This window comes from Streptomyces sp. NBC_00457, assembly GCF_036014015.1.
GTDB lineage: Bacteria > Actinomycetota > Actinomycetes > Streptomycetales > Streptomycetaceae > Streptomyces.
This window is the reverse complement of sequence record NZ_CP107905.1, coordinates 4,212,116-4,230,071: the sequence shown is the minus strand read 5'-3', so window position 1 is coordinate 4,230,071 and position 17,956 is coordinate 4,212,116. Positions and strand designations below refer to the sequence as shown.

General features: G+C 68.9%; 13 protein-coding genes. 6 read left to right on the top strand and 7 right to left on the bottom strand.

The window, feature by feature from the left end:
* Positions 1 to 98 precede the first annotated feature (98 nt).
* The 5 genes from OG828_RS19020 to OG828_RS19000 all read left to right on the top strand — a co-directional run bounded on the left by OG828_RS19020 (position 99) and on the right by OG828_RS19000 (position 8,993).
* Positions 99 to 2,129 carry a thioredoxin domain-containing protein gene (locus tag OG828_RS19020; RefSeq protein WP_328501807.1) on the top strand — a complete coding sequence of 677 codons (2,031 nt, stop codon included), beginning with the start codon at positions 99 to 101 and terminating at the stop codon, positions 2,127 to 2,129.
* Positions 2,130 to 2,318: 189 nt separating this feature from the next.
* The gene (locus OG828_RS19015) at positions 2,319 to 3,581 is read left to right on the top strand and encodes a glycosyltransferase (RefSeq protein WP_328501806.1); all 1,263 of its coding nucleotides are present in this window, start codon (positions 2,319 to 2,321) and stop codon (positions 3,579 to 3,581) included.
* Positions 3,578 to 5,224 carry an ArnT family glycosyltransferase gene (locus OG828_RS19010; RefSeq protein WP_328501805.1) on the top strand — a complete coding sequence of 549 codons (1,647 nt, stop codon included), beginning with the start codon at positions 3,578 to 3,580 and terminating at the stop codon, positions 5,222 to 5,224. The genes OG828_RS19015 and OG828_RS19010 overlap by 4 nt, the downstream gene beginning before the upstream one ends.
* Positions 5,221 to 6,564 carry a glycosyltransferase family 2 protein gene (locus OG828_RS19005; protein WP_328501804.1) on the top strand — a complete coding sequence of 448 codons (1,344 nt, stop codon included), beginning with the start codon at positions 5,221 to 5,223 and terminating at the stop codon, positions 6,562 to 6,564. The genes OG828_RS19010 and OG828_RS19005 overlap by 4 nt, the downstream gene beginning before the upstream one ends.
* A 26-nt stretch (positions 6,565 to 6,590) precedes the next feature.
* Positions 6,591 to 8,993: a galactose oxidase-like domain-containing protein gene (locus OG828_RS19000; protein WP_328501803.1), complete on the top strand. Its 2,403-nt coding sequence runs from the start codon at positions 6,591 to 6,593 to the stop codon at positions 8,991 to 8,993.
* 70 nt (positions 8,994 to 9,063) lie between these two features.
* On the opposite strand, the gene OG828_RS18995 is transcribed toward OG828_RS19000, so the two are convergent.
* The 3 genes from OG828_RS18995 to trhA all read right to left on the bottom strand — a co-directional run bounded on the left by OG828_RS18995 (position 9,064) and on the right by trhA (position 11,246).
* Positions 9,064 to 9,795: a Mut7-C RNAse domain-containing protein gene (locus tag OG828_RS18995; RefSeq protein WP_328501802.1), complete on the bottom strand. Its 732-nt coding sequence runs from the start codon at positions 9,793 to 9,795 to the stop codon at positions 9,064 to 9,066.
* 33 nt (positions 9,796 to 9,828) lie between these two features.
* Positions 9,829 to 10,458 (bottom strand): TetR/AcrR family transcriptional regulator, encoded by a 630-nt coding sequence (locus tag OG828_RS18990; protein WP_443062418.1) that lies wholly within the window; start codon positions 10,456 to 10,458, stop codon positions 9,829 to 9,831.
* 74 nt (positions 10,459 to 10,532) lie between these two features.
* Complete coding sequence (trhA, locus tag OG828_RS18985; protein WP_210577051.1) at positions 10,533 to 11,246, bottom strand: PAQR family membrane homeostasis protein TrhA; 714 nt, start codon at positions 11,244 to 11,246, stop codon at positions 10,533 to 10,535.
* Positions 11,247 to 11,583: 337 nt separating this feature from the next.
* On the opposite strand from trhA, the gene OG828_RS18980 reads away from it, so the two are divergent.
* Positions 11,584 to 13,407: a phosphoenolpyruvate carboxykinase (GTP) gene (locus tag OG828_RS18980; RefSeq protein WP_328438818.1), complete on the top strand. Its 1,824-nt coding sequence runs from the start codon at positions 11,584 to 11,586 to the stop codon at positions 13,405 to 13,407.
* Positions 13,408 to 13,471: 64 nt separating this feature from the next.
* Here the strand turns inward: OG828_RS18980 and OG828_RS18975 are convergent, their stop codons facing one another.
* The 4 genes from OG828_RS18975 to OG828_RS18960 are packed head-to-tail and all read right to left on the bottom strand — an operon-like array spanning position 13,472 to position 17,881.
* Positions 13,472 to 14,083, bottom strand: coding sequence for a hypothetical protein (locus OG828_RS18975; protein WP_328357942.1), 612 nt, complete (start codon positions 14,081 to 14,083; stop codon positions 13,472 to 13,474).
* Positions 14,070 to 15,629: a substrate-binding and vWA domain-containing protein gene (locus OG828_RS18970; protein WP_328501800.1), complete on the bottom strand. Its 1,560-nt coding sequence runs from the start codon at positions 15,627 to 15,629 to the stop codon at positions 14,070 to 14,072. The genes OG828_RS18975 and OG828_RS18970 overlap by 14 nt, the downstream gene beginning before the upstream one ends.
* A complete protein-coding gene (locus tag OG828_RS18965) occupies positions 15,626 to 16,801 on the bottom strand; it encodes a toxic anion resistance protein (protein WP_328501799.1) in 1,176 nt (391 codons plus the stop codon). The genes OG828_RS18970 and OG828_RS18965 overlap by 4 nt, the downstream gene beginning before the upstream one ends.
* A gap of 15 nt (positions 16,802 to 16,816) precedes the next feature.
* On the bottom strand, positions 16,817 to 17,881 hold the full coding sequence (locus tag OG828_RS18960; protein WP_328501798.1) for a substrate-binding domain-containing protein: 1,065 nt from the start codon (positions 17,879 to 17,881) through the stop codon (positions 16,817 to 16,819).
* Positions 17,882 to 17,956: the final 75 nt, after the last annotated feature.

Genomic DNA, 17,956 nt, shown 5'->3' with positions numbered 1-17,956 from the left:
TGTGCTGCGGACCGGGCTCCAAGGGGAGGGGGCCGGGGGATCAAGCTCAGGTTGTGTGCTGTCCGGCGTTCCCCGGGTACTGCGGCAGGATGGACCACATGCCGAACCGACTGGCCCAAGAGACGTCCCCCTATCTCCTCCAGCACGCCGAGAACCCCGTCGACTGGTGGCCCTGGTCGGCCGAGGCCTTCGACGAGGCCAGGGAGAGCGGCAAACCGGTCCTGTTGAGCGTCGGCTACAGCAGCTGCCACTGGTGCCATGTCATGGCGCACGAGTCCTTCGAGGACCAGGAGACCGCCGACTACCTCAACACCCACTTCGTCAACATCAAGGTCGACCGTGAGGAACGTCCCGATGTCGACGCGGTCTACATGGAGGCCGTCCAGGCGGCCACCGGTCAGGGTGGCTGGCCCATGACCGTGTTTCTCACGCCGGATGCCGAGCCGTTCTACTTCGGGACCTACTTCCCGCCGGCGCCGCGGCACGGGATGCCGTCGTTCCGGCAGGTGCTGGAGGGGGTGCACAGCGCGTGGGCGGACCGGCGGGAGGAAGTGGCCGAGGTCGCGGGGAAGATCGTGCGGGATCTCGCCGGGCGGGAGATCTCCTACGGTGGCCCCGAGGCGCCGGGTGAGGAAGAGCTCGCGCGGGCTCTCCTCGGCCTGACCCGTGAGTATGACGCCCAGCGCGGCGGGTTCGGCGGTGCGCCGAAGTTTCCGCCGTCCATGGTCATCGAGTTCCTGCTGCGGCATGCGGCGCGCACCGGTTCGGAGGGCGCGCTGCAGATGGCCGCCGACACCTGCGAGCGGATGGCGCGGGGCGGCATCTACGACCAGCTCGGCGGCGGCTTCGCCCGGTACTCCGTCGACCGGGAGTGGGTCGTGCCCCACTTTGAGAAGATGTTGTACGACAACGCCCTTTTGTGCCGCGTCTACGCCCACCTCTGGCGCGCCACCGGCTCCGCCCTCGCCCGGCGCGTCGCCCTCGAGACCGCCGACTTCATGGTGCGCGAACTGCGGACCGGCGAAGGCGGGTTCGCGTCCGCGCTCGATGCCGACAGTGACGACGGGAGCGGTAAGCATGTCGAGGGGGCCTATTACGTCTGGACGCCGGAGCAGCTGCGGGACGTTCTCGGTGACGATGCCGAACTCGCCGCCGACTACTTCGGTGTGACCGAGGAGGGCACCTTCGAGGAGGGCTCGTCCGTGCTGCAACTCCCGCAGCGCGAGGGCGTGTTCGACGCCGAGAAGGTGGAGTCGGTCAAGCGGCGGCTCCTGGACGCCCGCGCCGCCCGCCCCGCCCCCGGCCGCGACGACAAGGTGGTCGCCGCCTGGAACGGGCTCGCGATCGCCGCGCTCGCCGAGACCGGTGCCTACTTCGACCGCCCCGACCTGGTCGAGGCCGCGGTCGGGGCCGCCGATCTCCTCGTACGGCTGCATCTGGACGACCATGCGCAGATCGCCCGTACCAGCAAGGACGGGCAGGTCGGGGCGAATGCGGGGGTGCTGGAGGACTATGCGGACGTGGCCGAGGGGTTCCTCGCGCTCGCGTCCGTCACGGGGGAGGGGGTCTGGCTGGAGTTCGCCGGGTTCCTGCTCGATCATGTCCTCGCCCGGTTCGTCGACGCGGAGTCCGGCTCGCTCTATGACACCGCCTCCGACGCCGAGCAGTTGATCCGCCGCCCCCAGGATCCGACCGACAACGCCGCTCCCTCCGGCTGGACCGCTGCCGCCGGTGCCCTGCTCAGCTATGCCGCGCAGACCGGTGCCGAGCCCCATCGCACGGCCGCCGAGCGGGCGTTGGGGGTCGTCAAGGCGCTGGGGCCGAGGGTGCCGCGGTTCATCGGGTGGGGGCTCGCCGTCGCCGAGGCGCTGCTCGACGGGCCGAAGGAGGTCGCGATCGTGGGGCCGTCCCTCGACGACAAGGCGACAAAAGCCCTGCATCGTACGGCGCTTCTGGGCACCGCCCCGGGTGCGGTCGTCGCCGTGGGGACTCCGGACAGCGATGAACTTCCGCTGCTCGCCGGTCGGCCGCTCGTCCAAGATGAACCGGCGGCGTACATCTGCCGTAACTTCACGTGTGACGCCCCGACGACCGATCCGGAGCGGTTGCGCAGCGCGCTGAACGGCTGAAACGCAGCGGTGGGGCTGGATTTCGACGTGTCAAAATTGGGATGTGTCCGGCAAGTAGTGCCCCGTTAGGAAACAAACTATTTAACGGAAACGCTCCCGCGCTTCACAGTTCCCCCCTAATCTCCCCACAGTGTCGCGACGGTGATGGGTCACCGTCGTGAGGGGGTTCTGGGGATCTGGGGGGATCTGTTGCTCACGTCTGTCTTCATCGCTGCCGTTTCACTGGCCTTGTTCTGGATGGCGGCCTTCACCTTGTGGTGGCAGATGCACGCGTGGCGTACGCCCGAAGTGCTCGCTTCCACCCGTTTCAGCAGTCCGGACGGCGGCGAACACCGCTCGTTCTCGCTGCTGCTGCCGGCACGGCATGAACAGGCCGTGCTGGACCACACGATCCAGCGACTGCTGGAGTCCAGTCACACCGACTTCGAGATCATCGTCATCGTCGGGCACGACGACCCGGAGACCACCGAGGTGGCCCGGAAGGCGGAGGCGCGCGATCCGCGTGTCCGCGTGGTCGTCGACACCCATGAGAAGAAGAACAAGCCGAAGGCCATGAACACGGCGCTGCCGCACTGTCGCGGCGACGTCGTCGGGGTCTTCGACGCGGAGGACCAGGTCCATCCGGAGCTGCTCGCCCACGTCGATCACGCCTTCCGGACGACCGGGGCGGATGTCGTCCAAGGGGGCGTCCAGCTCATCAACTTCCACTCCAGCTGGTACAGCCTGCGCAACTGTCTGGAGTACTTCTTCTGGTTCCGCTCCCGGCTGCATCTGCATGCGCAGAAAGGTTTCATCCCGCTCGGCGGCAACACCGTCTTCGTACGGACGGAGGTCCTGCGGGAGGCCGACGGCTGGGATCCCGACTGCCTCGCCGAGGACTGCGACCTGGGCGTGCGGCTGTCCAGCGTCGGCAAGAAGGTCGTCGTCGCCTACGACTCCGACATGGTGACCAAGGAGGAGACGCCCGGCAGTCTCGTGTCGCTGCTGAAGCAGCGCACCCGCTGGAACCAGGGCTTCCTCCAGGTGTACCGGAAGAAGGACTGGAAGCAACTCCCGGGCTTCGGGCAGCGGTTGCTCGCCCGCTACACCCTGATGACGCCGTTCATGCAGGCCTTCACCGGCGTCATCATCCCGCTGAACGTGGCGATCGCGCTCTTCCTCGATGTGCCGGTCGCCATCGCGTTCATCACCTTCCTGCCGGCCGTGACGGCGATCGTCACCTTCGTCTTCGAGGTCGTCGGACTGCACGACTTCGGCAAGCAGTACGGGCTACGCGTCCGCTTCGTCCACTACGTGAAGCTCGTGGTGGGCGGCCCCTTCTACCAGGTCCTCCTCGCCGGGGCCGCCGTCCGCGCCGTATGGCGTGAGCAGCGCGGCCGGAACGACTGGGAGCTGACGACTCATGTCGGCGCGCATCTCACCGAAGTGATCCGAGAGGACGTTCCTGCGTGACCTCCACTCTTCCCGCGGTGACCGGCACCAAGGTCCCCGCGCAGCGGCAGCCTGCGCCTGTAGCCGGTTCGACCGGTCGAACGACGCCGCCGAAGAGGCTGCGTTCCTCCCGTCCCGACCTCATCCTGTGCGGTGTGCTCCTGGTGGCGATCCTCGTCGTCCAGGGCTGGAACATCGCCGCCTACCCGACGCTCAGCGACGACGAGGGCACCTATCTCGCCCAGGCCTGGGCGGTCCAGCAGGGCGAGGGCCTCGCCCACTACACGTACTGGTACGACCACCCGCCGCTCGGCTGGATCCAGATGGCCCTGCTCACCTGGATACCGGCCGCGCTCAGCCCCGAGTCGATGACGGTCGGCTCGATGCGCGTGATGATGCTGGTGATCAGCGGCGTCAGCGCGGTCCTCTTGTACGTGCTGGGCCGCCGTCTCTCGCTGCCGCGCTGGGCCGCCGGGCTCGGCATGGTCCTCTTCGGGCTCTCACCGCTGTCCGTCGTCCTCCAGCGGGAGATCTTCCTCGACAACCTCGCGGTGATGTGGACGCTGCTGGCGTTCTGCCTCGCCGCCTCCCCGAGCCGTCACCTCTGGCACCACTTCGGCGCGGGCATGGCCGCCGCGACGGCCGTGCTCACCAAGGAGACGATGCTCGTCATCCTGCCCGCCCTGTTCATCACCATGTGGCGGCACAGCCACCGTGACACCCGCAAGTTCGCTCTCACCGGAGCCGTGACGGCCTGCGCCCTGATCGGCTTCGCGTATCCGCTCTTCGCCCTGCTCAAGGGCGAGTTGCTGTCGGGCAGCGGCCATGTCTCTCTCTGGGACGGCATCAAGTACCAGATGACCAGGCCGGGTTCGGGCTTCATCCTGGACCGGGGCACCGGCTCGTACGGCGTCCTGCAGTCCTGGCTCTACTACGACCGTGTCCTGCCCCTCGGCGGCCTCGCGGGCGCGCTGCTCCTGCTGGCCACCTGGCGCTGGTCGGTCACCGCCCGCGCCCTCGCCGGACCGGCGCTCACCGTGGCGATCCTCGCCCTGCTCGCCCTGCGCCCCAACGGCTATCTGCCCGCGATGTACGTCATCCAGGCCCTGCCCTTCCTCGCCCTGGTCCTCGCCGGAGGCACCGCGTCCGTCGCCCACGCCGTCCTCCGCCGATGGCGCCTGCCGGATGAGAAGCGCTATCTGACCAGGGGCCGGTACTCACTCGCCGTCGTCCTGGCGCTCGCCGCCGGCGCCTATGTCGTACCGCGCTGGTACGACGGTGCCCGCACCGCCGTCACCGCCGACGCCAACGCGCCCTACCGGGCCGCCTCGAAGTGGCTCGGCAGTGAGGTGGCGGACCCCGGGGACACCCGGGTGCTCGTCGACGACGCGCTCTGGCTGGACCTGGTGCACTCCGGGTACGAGCCCGGGCTCGGCGTCATCTGGTTCTACAAGGCCGACCTCGACCCGGCGGTGACGAAGACGATGCCGCGCGGCTGGCGCGACCTCGACTACGTGGTCGCCTCGCCGACGGTACGGCGCGACGCGGTCGACCTGCCCAACGTCAAGGCGGCCATCGAGCACTCGACCCCGGTCGCCGTCTTCGGCAAGGGCGAGGACCGCATAGAGATCCGGCAGATCCAGTCCGCGGGAGGCGTCCGATGAGCCAGGAATACACCGCACCCGTGCCCGTGCCCGTGCCGGGCCTGGAGGTCACCGCGAGTGAGCCGGAGGGGCGCGTCGGTGTCGAGGGACCATGGGGGTCCCCCCGCTCGAGCGAAGCCGAGAGTGGGGGAGCGCTGAGGCCCGAAGGGTTGAGCACGGTCGGGCTCTCGACACCGACTGGAGCGCCCCGGAGGCGAACCGCGGAAATAAAGGGGGCGGTTCCGGAGCCCGGTGCCGTCACCATCGTCGTACCCACCTTCAACGAGTCGCAGAACATACGGGAGTTGCTGCACCTGATCACCGAGTCGGTGCCGTCCCGGCTGCCCTGCGAAGTCCTCTTCGTGGACGACTCCACCGACGACACCCCCGAGGTGATCAGGGAGGCGGCGCGGGACTGCCCGTTCCCGGTGGCCGTGCTGCACCGGGACGAGCCGGTCGGCGGGCTCGGGGGCGCGGTCGTCGAGGGGATGAAGGCCGCCACGTCGGACTGGATCGTCGTGATGGACGGCGACTGCCAGCATCCGCCGTCCCTGGTACCGGATCTGGTGGCCACCGGCGAACGGTCGAACGCCGGTCTCGTCGTCGCCTCCCGGTACATCAAGGGCGGCAGCAGAGCGGGACTGGCGGGCAGCTACCGCGTGGCCGTGTCGCGGGCGGCGACCTGGCTGACCAAGTCCCTCTTCCCGCGCAAGCTGCACGGCATCAGCGACCCGATGAGCGGCTTCTTCGCCATCCGCCGCAGCCACATCACCGACGGGACACTGAAGCCGCTCGGCTACAAGATCCTGCTGGAGCTGGCGGTCCGGAGCCGTCCGCGCACGGTCACCGAGGTGCCGTTCGTGTTCCAGGAGCGCTTCGCCGGGGAGTCCAAGTCCACGGCATCGGAGGGGCGGCGCTTTCTGCGGCACCTCGCCGGGCTGCGTACGGCCGGTCCGCTGGCCCGGATGGTGGTGTTCGGTCTGATCGGGCTGACGGGCTTCGTACCGAACCTGCTCGCGCTGTGGGCGCTGACCGGAGCGGGGATGCACTACCTGCCCGCGGAGATCGTCGCCAACCAGTTCGGCGTGGCCTGGAACTTCCTGCTCATCGAGAAGCTGCTGTTCCGCGACCGGCGCGGGCACCGCCACGTGGCCGACCGCACCATCCGGTTCGCGCTGCTCGCCAACGCCGACCTGGTGCTGCGCATCCCGCTGATCGCCCTGCTCGTGGGGCAGTTCGGCCTGGCCGTCCTGCCCGCCACGGCGCTGGCCCTGGTCATCACCTTCGTCCTGCGCTTCGTCGGAACCGAAGCGCTGGTCTATCTGCCTCGCAGGAGCCGCACAGCAAGGAGTACCGCATGAGATCCAGCCACACGAGATTCAGCCGCATGAGATCGCGACGGAGACCGGCCCTGTTGGCCGTCATGGGCCTCACCGCAGGCCTGCTCCTCAGCACACCCCAACCCGCCTCCGCCGCCAACCTCATCAAGAACCCCGGCTTCGAGACCGCCGGCACCGGCGACATGCCGTACTGCTGGTCGAAGTCGGGCTGGGGCGACAACGACTTCAGCTTCACCACGACGGCCGACGCCCACTCCGGCACCAAGGCCATGAAGGTCGAGCTGACCCGCCGGGTCTCCGGCGACCGCAAGGCCCTGGTCACCGAGTCGACGGCGTGCGCGCCGGTCGTGACGGTGGGCAAACAGTACGACCTGGGGCTCTGGTACAAGTCGACCACCCCGGACACGTCCCTCACCCTCTTCCGGCACGACACCACGGCGGGCTGGCAGTACTGGACCGACCTCAAGACGCTGGAGCCGGCGGGCGCCTGGACCCAGGCGTCGGTCCGCACCCCGGCGGTCCCGGCCGGCACCGACCGCATCTCCTGGGGCGTCTCGGTCTACGGCACCGGCTCGGCCACCACCGACGACTACACGATGGACCAGGTCGCCGACCCGGTCCCGGACCCGGTGTGCACGGGCACGCCCGCGGAGTGCGCCAACGGCAGGTGGGACGTGCTGCCCACGAAGAACCCGGTGCGCTCCATGCACTCCGTCGTCCTCAACAACGGCAAGGTGCTGCTGATCGCGGGCTCCGGAAACAGCGAGGAGCAGTTCAAGGCCGGGACGTTCACGAGCGCCGTCTACAACCCGGCCACCGGCACCTACAAGGTCGTCCCCACGCCGAAGGACATGTTCTGCGCCGGGCACGTCCAGCTCCAGGACGGCCGCGTGCTGGTGATGAGCGGCAACAAGGGCTATCCGACGGCGGACGGCACGATCGGCTACCAGGGCTACAAGGACTCGTACATCTTCGACCCGGTCAGCGAGACGTACAGCAAGACCAACGACATGAACGACGGCCACTGGTACCCGTCGGCGACCGCCCTCGGCAACGGTGACGTCATCTCGTTCGGCGGACTGAAGGAGGACTCGACCGGCTCGGTGACCGCCGAGCTGTGGTCGGACGCGCAGCAGAAGTGGCTGCCGACCTGGCAGGTCAACCAGACCTGGTCGTACTGGGGCCTGTACCCGTCGATGATCCTGATGCAGGACGGCCGCCTCTTCTACTCGGGCAGCCACACCTTCGGCAACAACATCCCGGGCACCGGATCGGCGATCTACGACTACGACGCCAACACGATCACGCAGACTCCGGGCCTGCAGAAGAAGGACGAGCGCGACCAGTCGGCGAGCGTGCTGCTGCCCCCGGCGCAGGACCAGAAGGTTCTCACCCTCGGCGGCGGCAACATCGACTCCAACCCGGACGCCAACCGCCTGACCGACGTCATCGACCTCAAGACCGCCAACCCGGCCTACGTGGCAGGTCCGCCGATCCCGCAGGGCACGGTAGACCTCGGCAACGGCAAGGTGGCGCAGACCGGCACCCAGGGCAAGATGTACGTCTCCGCCGTACTCCTGCCCGACGGCAAGGTGCTGGAGACCGGCGGCGCGCTGCACAACCGGGCCGACCCGGTCTTCGAGTCGTCGATCTACGACCCGGCGTCGAACACCTTCGACCCGGTGGCCGCCGACCCGCAGGCGCGCGGCTACCACTCGTCCTCGTTCCTGCTGCCCGACGGCCGCGTGATGTCGACCGGCGACAACCCGGGCAACGGCACCTGGAACCACAACGTGTCGATCTACACGCCGCCCTATCTCCTCAAGGGCGCGCGCCCGGCGATCACTTCGGTCATCGACACCGAGTGGACCTACGGCGACACCCAGCGCATCACCGTCGACCGTCCCATCGCCAAGGCCGAGCTGATCCGCCCGGCCGCGGTGACCCACTCCTCCGACCCGAACCAGCGGTTCGTGGACCTGCCGCTGGCGGTGGACGGCAACAACGTCGACCTGAACGTGACGAGCAACCCCAACATGGCCCCGCCCGGCTGGTACATGCTCTTCGCGGTCGACGCGAACGGAGTTCCGTCGGTGGCGAAGTGGGTGCACCTGCAAGGCCCTTCGGCCCTCAGCGCCACCGACGCCTCGGCCCACGTCCACTCCTTCGCCGACGACCTCCAAGGCAAGGTCACGGAGCCCGGCAAGGAGCGGACCTCGCAGAAGGTCAGCCCCACCGTCTCCGGCTGCGACCGGCACTACGGCTCGATCAACGTCTGCGTGCCGACCGCCTTCCCGGACGAGGTGAAGAAGACGACGGCGGCCCGCTGCGCCTGGCTCAAGTCGAACGACTACGGCCGCCTGAAGGTCAACGGCAAGGACGACCCGCTCAGGCTGGACCGCAACAAGGACGGAGTGGCCTGCGGCAAGAAGGATCTGACGAGGCGCTGAACGCCCCGAAGGGGCGCGGGGAACTGCGCGACCAGCCACAGACGGCCCGCAGTTCCCCACAACCCTTCGATCAACGGCGCTCCGAGCACAGCGCAAGCGCGCGCTCCACGATGGCCTCCAGCTGCTCGTGGTGCGCGCCCTTCCAATAGGCACGCCCGCACTCCTCGCACTGCGCGAAGACGTCGTACGACCGGTGCGTCCCGTGCTGCAGCTGGTCCGCGACCTCGGCCTTGGTCGCCTCCTTCAGCAGGCCGTTGCACGCGACGCACCGAGTCCAGGGCCGCAGCTCGGGGCGGAATCGGTCGAGGACGTCGGGGAGCTGTTCGTCGGGGCGGGTGCTGTAGACATAGCCGCCGGCCCACAGCTCGCGGCGCCGCAGCAGACCCCGGTCGCGGCTCAGCATGACCCGCCGCTCCCTCGCGGAGCGCGCCGCCAGCGCCCCGTCGCCGATGTCCGTCGACTCGTACGCCGTGTCCACGCCGAGCAGCCGGAGGCGGCGGGCGAGGGTGCCGAGATGGACGTCGAGGAGGAAACGCAGGGGAGCGCCGGGAACCTGCTGGGGGCGCTCGACGGGCAGGACCCGCACTGAGTCGCCGGCCTGAGGGACGTACGACACCGGCACCTCGCGGCCGTCCACGACGAGTGCGCCGACCTCGGTCAGCGGGACGCCGAGGGACTCGACGACATGGCCGAGGGTGGAGACGCCGTCGGTGGCCACCTGGGTGGCGCCGCGGCGTCGGGCCTGCGGCACGAACAGGGCCAGTCCGGGGTCGAATCCGACGTGGATCTCGGGACCGTTCACCTGGCCAGGATGACACGCGGGAGGGGAGTGGCCTCAGGCGTTTTCCGGGGGGAGGCCGTGCGCGAAGACGTCGATCGCGCGGTCGGCCAGGGCTTCGAAGTCGTCCACGAAGTCGTTCTCCGCCCAGTACAGCGAGACCTCCATCAGACCGCCGATCAGGGACATCGCGTAGACGCGCACCTCCAGATCGTCCGCGGCGCGGCCGGTGCGCTCCGCGATCACCCGGCGCAGCAGCGAGGAGGAGACGGACATGCTCTCGATCATGCGGGCGCGCACGGCCGGCACCCGGGCCACCAGACGTGACCGAAGCCGGGTCACCTCGGGTTCCTCGGTCATCCCGAGCACGATGCTCTTCTTGAACGCGTACCGCAGCGAGTCCAGCCAGGGCTCGTCCGCGGGCCGCCGCAGCAGCTCCTCCTCGATCAGCGGGTCGTACTCGTCCGTGAGGACGATGTCCTCCTTGGTCGGGAAGTAGCGGAAGACGGTCGACGGCGACACCTCGGCGCGGTCGGCGATCTGCTCGATCGTGGTGGCGTCGTACCCCTGCTCCCGGATCAGCTCGTACGTCGCCGTACGGATCGCCATCCGGGTCTTGATCTTCTTCCGCTCGCGCAGCCCCGGCCGGGGGCGGTCGTCGGAGGTGGGGGTAGGTGCGGCCGTCATGGAGGTCATTGTCGGCCATCCTCCTGGGAAACGGCCACGGGCGCGGCGGGCTCGTCCTCGAGCTCCCCGAAGGGCTATCCGTGCTGGTACGCCACCATCGAGATCCCCACGTAGTGCACGACGAACGCCGCCAGCGTGAAGGAGTGGAAGACCTCGTGGAAGCCGAACCAGCGCGGTGACGGGTTGGGGCGCTTGATGCCGTAGATCACGCCGCCCGCGCTGTAGAGAAGGCCGCCCACGATCACCAGGACCAGGACGGCGATACCGCCGGCGCGCATGAAGTCCGGGAGGAAGAAGACCGCTGCCCAGCCCATCGCGATGTAACACGGGGTGTAGAGCCAGCGCGGGGCGCCGACCCAGAACACCCGGAAGAGGATGCCCGCGACCGCGGCTCCCCAGATGCCCCACAGCAGCACCTCGCCCTTGGCTCCGGGCAGCAGGAGCATCGTCAGCGGCGTGTAGGTGCCGGCGATGATCAAAAAGATGTTGGCGTGATCCAGCCTCCGCAGGATGCCGTCCATCCGGGGGCTCCAGTCGCCCCGGTGGTACAGCGCGCTGACCCCGAACAGCAGGCAGGCCGTCAGGGCGAAGATGCCGCAGGCGATGCGGCCTCGCGGCGAGTCGGCGAGGGCGGTGAGTGCGAGACCTGCGATGAGTACGGCCGGAAACATGCCGAGATGCAGCCAGCCCCGAAGCTTGGGCTTAATGGGATGCGGCAGTGCGAGCGCGTGAGGACGGAGGCCGTCGGCCGGCGTGTCCAGCGGCGCGTCGGAGGCGGACGCAGTCATGCGGACATCGTACCTACGTAACCGTAAGTTACGTATCAGTCTGCCTGGAAGACCGGGGCAGAGTGGCCATCGTCTCACGGGAGTTGGCGCCTCCCGCGTGCATGGTCACGCAAAGAGACGGTCTGCTGAACCCAACGTGCACGCAAAGCGTCGGGTTCAAGCGTGGCGATGCTCACTCCGCTCACCTGTGATGCCCTCTGGACAGATGGGCACTCGCATCGGATGATCAAATGAGTGCGGTCGGCACCGGATGAGCGCCAGTCAAGCCGCTGGGATGCATCCGGGTCGCAGCCCCCACGGGGCCTCCAACCAAAAAATCCCTCATCTAGGAGCAATCGTGGCGCGCGACATCGCGGCTCCCCCCGTCGTTCCCACCCACCACAAAGAACTGGTCTCGTGGGTGAACGAGATCGCTGAACTGACGCAGCCGGACAGCGTGGTCTGGTGTGACGGATCCGAAGCCGAGTACGAGCGACTGTGCGAGGAGCTCGTGGCCAAGGGCACCTTCAAGAGGCTCGACCCGATCAAGCGCCCGAACTCGTACTACGCGGCCTCCGACCCGACCGATGTCGCCCGGGTCGAGGACCGCACCTTCATCTGCTCCGAGAAGGAAGAGGACGCGGGCCCGACCAACCACTGGAAGGCGCCCGCCGAGATGCGGGACATCTTCGCCGGCGAGAAGGGCCTGTTCCGCGGCTCCATGCGCGGCCGGACCATGTACGTCGTGCCCTTCTGCATGGGCCCGCTGGGCTCGCCTCTGTCCGCGATCGGCGTCGAGATCACCGATTCGGCGTACGTCGCCGTCTCCATGCGCACGATGACCCGGATGGGCCAGCCGGTCCTCGACGAGCTGGGCACCGAGGGCTTCTTCGTGAAGGCCGTCCACTCGCTGGGCGCCCCCCTGGCCGAGGGGGAGGCGGACGTGGCCTGGCCGTGCAACCAGACCAAGTACATCTCCCACTTCCCGGAGTCCCGCGAGATCTGGTCCTACGGCTCCGGCTACGGCGGCAACGCCCTGCTCGGCAAGAAGTGCTACGCCCTGCGCATCGCCTCCGTCATGGCCCGCGACGAGGGCTGGCTCGCCGAGCACATGCTGATCCTCAAGCTCACGCCACCGCAGGGTGAGTCCAAGTACGTCGCCGCGGCCTTCCCGAGCGCGTGTGGCAAGACCAACCTCGCCATGCTGGAGCCCACCACCCGCGGCTGGACCGTCGAGACCATCGGCGACGACATCGCGTGGATGCGGTTCGGCGAGGACGGCCGGCTGTACGCCATCAACCCCGAGGCCGGCTTCTTCGGCGTCGCGCCCGGCACCGGTGAGCACACCAACGCCAACGCGATGAAGACGCTGTGGGGCAACTCCGTCTTCACCAACGTCGCGCTGACGGACGACGGCGACATCTGGTGGGAGGGGATGACCGAGGAGACGCCCGCCCACCTCACGGACTGGAAGGGCCGGGACTGGACGCCGGACTCCTCGGAGCCCGCCGCTCACCCCAACGCCCGCTTCACCGTCCCCGCCTCGCAGTGCCCGATCATCGCGCCCGAGTGGGAGGACCCCAAGGGCGTGCCGATCTCCGCGATCCTCTTCGGCGGGCGGCGCGCGACGGCCGTACCGCTGGTGACGGAGTCCTTCGACTGGAACCACGGTGTCTTCCTCGGCGCGAACGTCGCCAGCGAGAAGACCGCCGCCGCCGAGGGCAAGGTCGGTGAGCTGCGGCGGGACCCCTTCGCCATGCTGCCGTTCTGCGGGTACAACATGGGCGACTACATGGGGCACTGGGTCGAGGTCGCCAAGGACAAGGACCCGGCCAAGCTGCCGAAGATCTACTACGTCAACTGGTTCCGCAAGAACGACGAGGGCAAGTTCGTCTGGCCCGGCTTCGGTGAGAACAGCCGCGTCCTGAAGTGGATCGTGGAGCGGCTGGAGGGCAAGGCGGAGGGTGTGGAGACGCCGATCGGGATCCTTCCGGCGAAGGGTGCGCTGGACACGGAGGGGCTTGAACTGGGCGAGGAGGAGCTGGACTTCCTGCTCACCGTGGACAAGGAGGTCTGGCGTGAGGAGGCGGCGCTGGTGCCCGAGCATCTGAATACGTTCGGTGAGCACACGCCGAAGGAGCTGTGGGATGAGTACCGGGCGTTGGTGGAGCGCCTGGGGTAAGGGTTCCCCTTCGCCGTTGGCGGGTGCGGGTTCGTTGTGGCTGGTCGCGCAGTTCCCCGCGCCCCTAAGGGGGTTGTTCTGAACGACCCTCCAAGTAGCGGGTGTGGGTTTCCTGTCTGCGGGCCTCCGCTTCTCGCAACGTTGCCGCCAAACCCTGGGCTTCCTTCTTCAGGAAGCCCAGTTGGCGTTCCAGGTGGAGTTCGGGGGAATCGGTGCCAGGGGACATCCGGGTCCACCAGCGGGTTCGGGCGAAGGTGTCCACGGCCTCGGGGAGGTCGCGGCGGACTATGCGGGAGAGGGCGTGGACGGCCTCCGGGTCGTGGGCGAGCAGCTCCTTGCTCCAGCCGTGGTCCAGCAGGGCGGTGAGCAGCTCGGTCAGTTCGCGGAGGCGGGCCGCGGCTGTGACCGAGAGGTCGATGTCCGTGAGGTAGCCGCGGAGCTTGTCGAAGTCCTGGCGCAGTTCGTCGAGTTGGGCCGACGGGTCCGGGAAGTCCGGCAGGGGCGGGCGCTCCGGTGGTGCGATCAGCGCGCCCGCGCCGTACAGGCCGGCGACGACCACTGGCCAGTACGGGCCCGCCACCCCCGTGAAGGTCAGCACCACGCCGACCAGTCCGCATGCGCTGCCCGCGATGTTCTTGCGGGACTCCAGGTAGCCGAGGAATCTACTGGTAGCCACGGATCTCCTCGAAGGCGCCGTCCAGTGAGCCCTGCTGGGCGTCGAAGAGGCGGCCGCCGGTCAGTTCGGCGATGTGTTCCAGTTCTGAGCGGTCGGAGTCGCCGAAGAGGATGGGGAAGACGGGGATCTCCTTGCTGTCCCCGTCGAGCCCGGCGTAGAAGGCGTCGAACTCGGAGGCCTTCGCGCCGGTCGTGTTCTCGCCGTCCGTCATCAGCACGATCGACGTGAACGTGTCGCGGTCGGTGCCGAGATGGTCGTACGCCTTCTGAAGCGATGTGAAGATCGCTGTGTCGCCCTCGGCTGTGAGTGTCGCGGTGTCCTGGCGGATCGCGTTGAGCCCGGTCTCCGGTGCGGCCGGTTCGACGACGTGGGTGCGCACGCTCTTCACGTCGGAGCCGAAGGGCATGAGGGTGACTTCTTCGCGGTCCCGGAAGTCGGCGGTGAGGGCGGTGAGGGCCCGCTTGAGGTCGGCGAGCCGGTCGCCCTCCATGGAGCCGGAGGTGTCGAGGACGTAGACGGTCCGGGACGGGCGGCGCAGGTCGTTCTCGTACGAGTCGAGGAGGCCGTCGGCGACGGACCGGCTGCCGGGGAAGGGCAGTTCGCGGCGGCGGTCGGTGTCGAGTCCGGCCGCGGGCCGCACGTCGGCGACGACGGGCCGGCGGTGGGTGCTCTCGGTGATCGCGCGCTGGGTCGCCGGCGTGCGCAGGGCCTCGGTGAGGCGGCGGACGTCGTCGCGGGTCTCGGCGTTCGTGGCGGCGAGGGAGGAGAGCGGGTAGTCGGCGGTGACGACGCCGTCGCGCGGGCGGATCACGGTCAGGCCCGGGATGCCCTTGAGGACGGACTCGTAGTTGAGGAGCGCGTCGATGTCGCCGCGCCGGTCGTAGGCCGCCGCGAGCCAGCCCGACGAACCCGACGTCAGCTTCTGCCCCTTGAAGAACTCCTTCAGCCGCGGGGTCGCCTCGGTGACATCCGCGTCCGTGAGGGCGGACTGGGCGCCGGAGAGCGCGGAGGCGACGGAGACGAGCGTCGAGAAGCCGGAGTTGGAGCGGGCCGGGTCGGTCATGCCGTACGTCAGTTTCCCGTCCCGCACGGCCTGCTCGACCTGGGACCAGGTGACGTCCTCGGGCTTCCAGCCGAGTTCCTCGGCGGTCGCCGCCTTGACGCCGATGGCGACCGGGCTGGACATGACGGGCGTCTCCGACACGACCTTCTTCGCCGCGTCGGGCCGTAGCCGCAGATAGTCGTTGGAGGACAGCCACAGCGCGTCGAACTGGCCGTCCGCCTGCCCCTTCGCCAGCAGGTCCACGGCGTCCAGGGTGCCCATGTACGTCGGCCGGACCTTGATGCCGGTGTCCTTCTCGACCTGGGCGAGGACCTCGGTCATGTCGCTCAGCTCACTGGAGGCGAGGACGCGGAGGGTGCCCGGCTCGGCGGGTCCGGGGACGCCGGGCGTCGGGAAGTCCGTCGGGTCTCCTCCCTGTGCCGTGCAGGCGGTGAGCAGAGCGGCAGCCGCGGCGAGGACACCTATGGCTGTACGACGTCTCATGTGAGCCCTCCTTCGAGCGCGCCCTGTGAGCGGCTGCGCTCCAAGTAGGCGCTGGCGTGCTGGAGTTCGGAGGTGAGGGACTCCACGGTCGACGCCATCGCCTCGGTGGCCTGCACCTTGTAGGAGTCGATGGCGTCCAGGGTGCGGTAGATCTGTTGGAACGCGGTGCGCAGCGTCTCCGCGCCGACGGCCGGGTCGGCGGCGATGCGCTGGATCTCGCCGCTCTGTGTGGCCAGCATCTCCGCGTTGCCCCGGATGAGGTCCTCGGTGGTGCCGCGCAACGCGTTGACCTGGTCGACGACCTTCTTCTGGTTGTCGAGCGCGGAGGCGAGCATCACCGAGATGCGCAGCGCCGAGACGGTGGTCGTGGCGGCCCGGTCGACGCCCTTGATCAACTCCTCGTTGTTGCGTCGTACGACGTCCATGGCGAGGTAGCCCTGCGCGCACACCGCGAGCTGGGTGAGCAGGTCCTGGTGCTTCTGCCGGACGGGGAAGAGCACATCGGCACGGAGACTGTCGGCCGCTTGCGGATCGGTGGCTTCCACCCCGCCGATGTGCTGCTCGACGGCCGAGTCCAGCGCCTCGGTGAGGACGACGTACTCCTGGAGCTTGCCCATGGTCTCCCAGAGGCGGACGCGCTCCGTCTGCAGTGCGGCGTTGTCGCGGCGCAGTTCGTCCTGGCCGCCGCGCAGCGAGCCGACGATCTTGTTGAGCGTGTTCTGCGAGGAGGCGTACTTGGCGACGTGGTCGCGCAGCTTGTTGCCGCCGGGCAGCTTGGACAGGAACTTGCGGCCCTTGCTCGCGGGCAGGTCACGCGGGTCCAGGTCCTCCACCACCCGCCGCAGCTCGACGAGCGAGCCCGCCACCTTCGACTGGGCGTCGCCGCCCTTGTCGGGGAGGCTGCGCACCGTGCGCTCCAGCATCCTGTTGGACTGGGCGGCGGCGCTGCGCATCTCGCCCGCGCCGAGGCTGGTGATCTCGCCGACCTTGCCGGCGAACTCGGGCGAACGGGCGTCGAGGGAGGCGAGTCCTTCGATGTAGGCGGAGGCCTTGTTCGCCATGTCGTCGCGGACGCTGTCGTCGACGGGCACGAGCCCGCCGGCCTTCTCCCGCGGCACGGCGGCGACGGGCTCGGGCGGAGTGAGGACGAACGTCTCGTCGTTGCTGGTCATGTACTGCTTCCCCCCTTATCCGCGCGCCCGTCGCGCCAGCTCGTGCAGCACCTTGGAGGTGGGCACGGGCGCCTGGCGGACGCCGGTCAGTTCGTGCTTGAGGTAGGTGGTGTCCGCGGCGAACTCGGTGGCCTCGCCCTGCGGGCGGAACCCGTGCCGGACCTCCAGCTTGCGCAACTTCGGGTCCGTGGAGAGGAGTTCGGCGAGGGCCTTGCCGTCGTCGGTGAGCGGTACGACGGTGTGGTCGCTGTTGACCGTGGTGTCCGGGTAGAGGACGACCAGGTCGTCGGGGGTTTGTCCCTCCGTCAGCAGGGAGGCGACCTGGGACTCGTAGACCACCACGAGCGGGTTGCCGGCGCCGCTGACGAAGTCCCGGAAGACGGCGTCACTGCTGGACTGCTGGGCGCCCTGCACGCTGACGAGCTTGTGCAGCAGCGGGGCGGTGCGGTCGATCTCGGTGCCGGAGGCGACGACCTTTCCGCCGTTCTCGACGTAGGAGGCGGCGGCGAGGTAGAGGGCGCCGGAGTTGGAGGTCTCGGGGTCGGTGCTGGACAGATACAGCGTGCCCGTCAGCTCTCCGTACTTGTCGGCGCCCTTGAGCTGCTGCCAGGTGCGGTCCGCGCGGGCGGCGTCCAGGTAGGCGCTCATCTTCAGCGTGCCCCGGTGCGACTCGTCCAGCGTGGCGAGCCCGTTCGCCTTGAGCACCTCGGCGGCGTTCTTGTGCGCCACGACGACGAGGGGGGAGTAGAAGGGGCGCGGGAGGGTTCCCGACACCTTGTACTTCTCGGCCAGTTCGACGGCCGGTGCCTGGCTCGACGGCAGCGCGAGGTCGTACTCCTCGAGGTTGAGCCCTTCCATGGCCCAGGACCCGGAGGTCTCGGGCTGCACGGTGTAGCCCTTGGCGGCAAGGGCGTCCACCACCTCGGGATCGGCGAAGAAATCTGCCTTCTCCGACCCGATCACCGCGCGCACGGTCTTCGTTGCCGTGCCCTTGTCCTCGCCTTGTCGGCCTGCCACGACGGCTGCCACCACTCCGCCGATCAGCAGCACCGCGAGGAAGATCCCTGCGATACGTCTCACGTCCGGAGCGTGCTCGCGGAATCCAACGTTCCCCGTCTGGGAGGGTGAACGGGGGGTGTCGTGCCGGTCCCGGTA

What these genes read in the sequence shown, in the direction of transcription:
- OG828_RS19005 (WP_328501804.1), top strand. Translation starts at nt 5,221, where the DNA reads ATGAGCCAGGAATACACCGCACCCGTGCCCGTGCCCGTGCCGGGCCTG.
- OG828_RS18970 (WP_328501800.1), bottom strand. Translation starts at nt 15,629, where the DNA reads ATGAGACGTCGTACAGCCATAGGTGTCCTCGCCGCGGCTGCCGCTCTG.
- OG828_RS18990 (WP_443062418.1), bottom strand. Translation starts at nt 10,458, where the DNA reads ATGACGGCCGCACCTACCCCCACCTCCGACGACCGCCCCCGGCCGGGG.
- OG828_RS19020 (WP_328501807.1), top strand. Translation starts at nt 99, where the DNA reads ATGCCGAACCGACTGGCCCAAGAGACGTCCCCCTATCTCCTCCAGCAC.
- OG828_RS19000 (WP_328501803.1), top strand. Translation starts at nt 6,591, where the DNA reads ATGAGATCGCGACGGAGACCGGCCCTGTTGGCCGTCATGGGCCTCACC.
- OG828_RS18965 (WP_328501799.1), bottom strand. Translation starts at nt 16,801, where the DNA reads ATGACCAGCAACGACGAGACGTTCGTCCTCACTCCGCCCGAGCCCGTC.
- trhA (WP_210577051.1), bottom strand. Translation starts at nt 11,246, where the DNA reads ATGACTGCGTCCGCCTCCGACGCGCCGCTGGACACGCCGGCCGACGGC.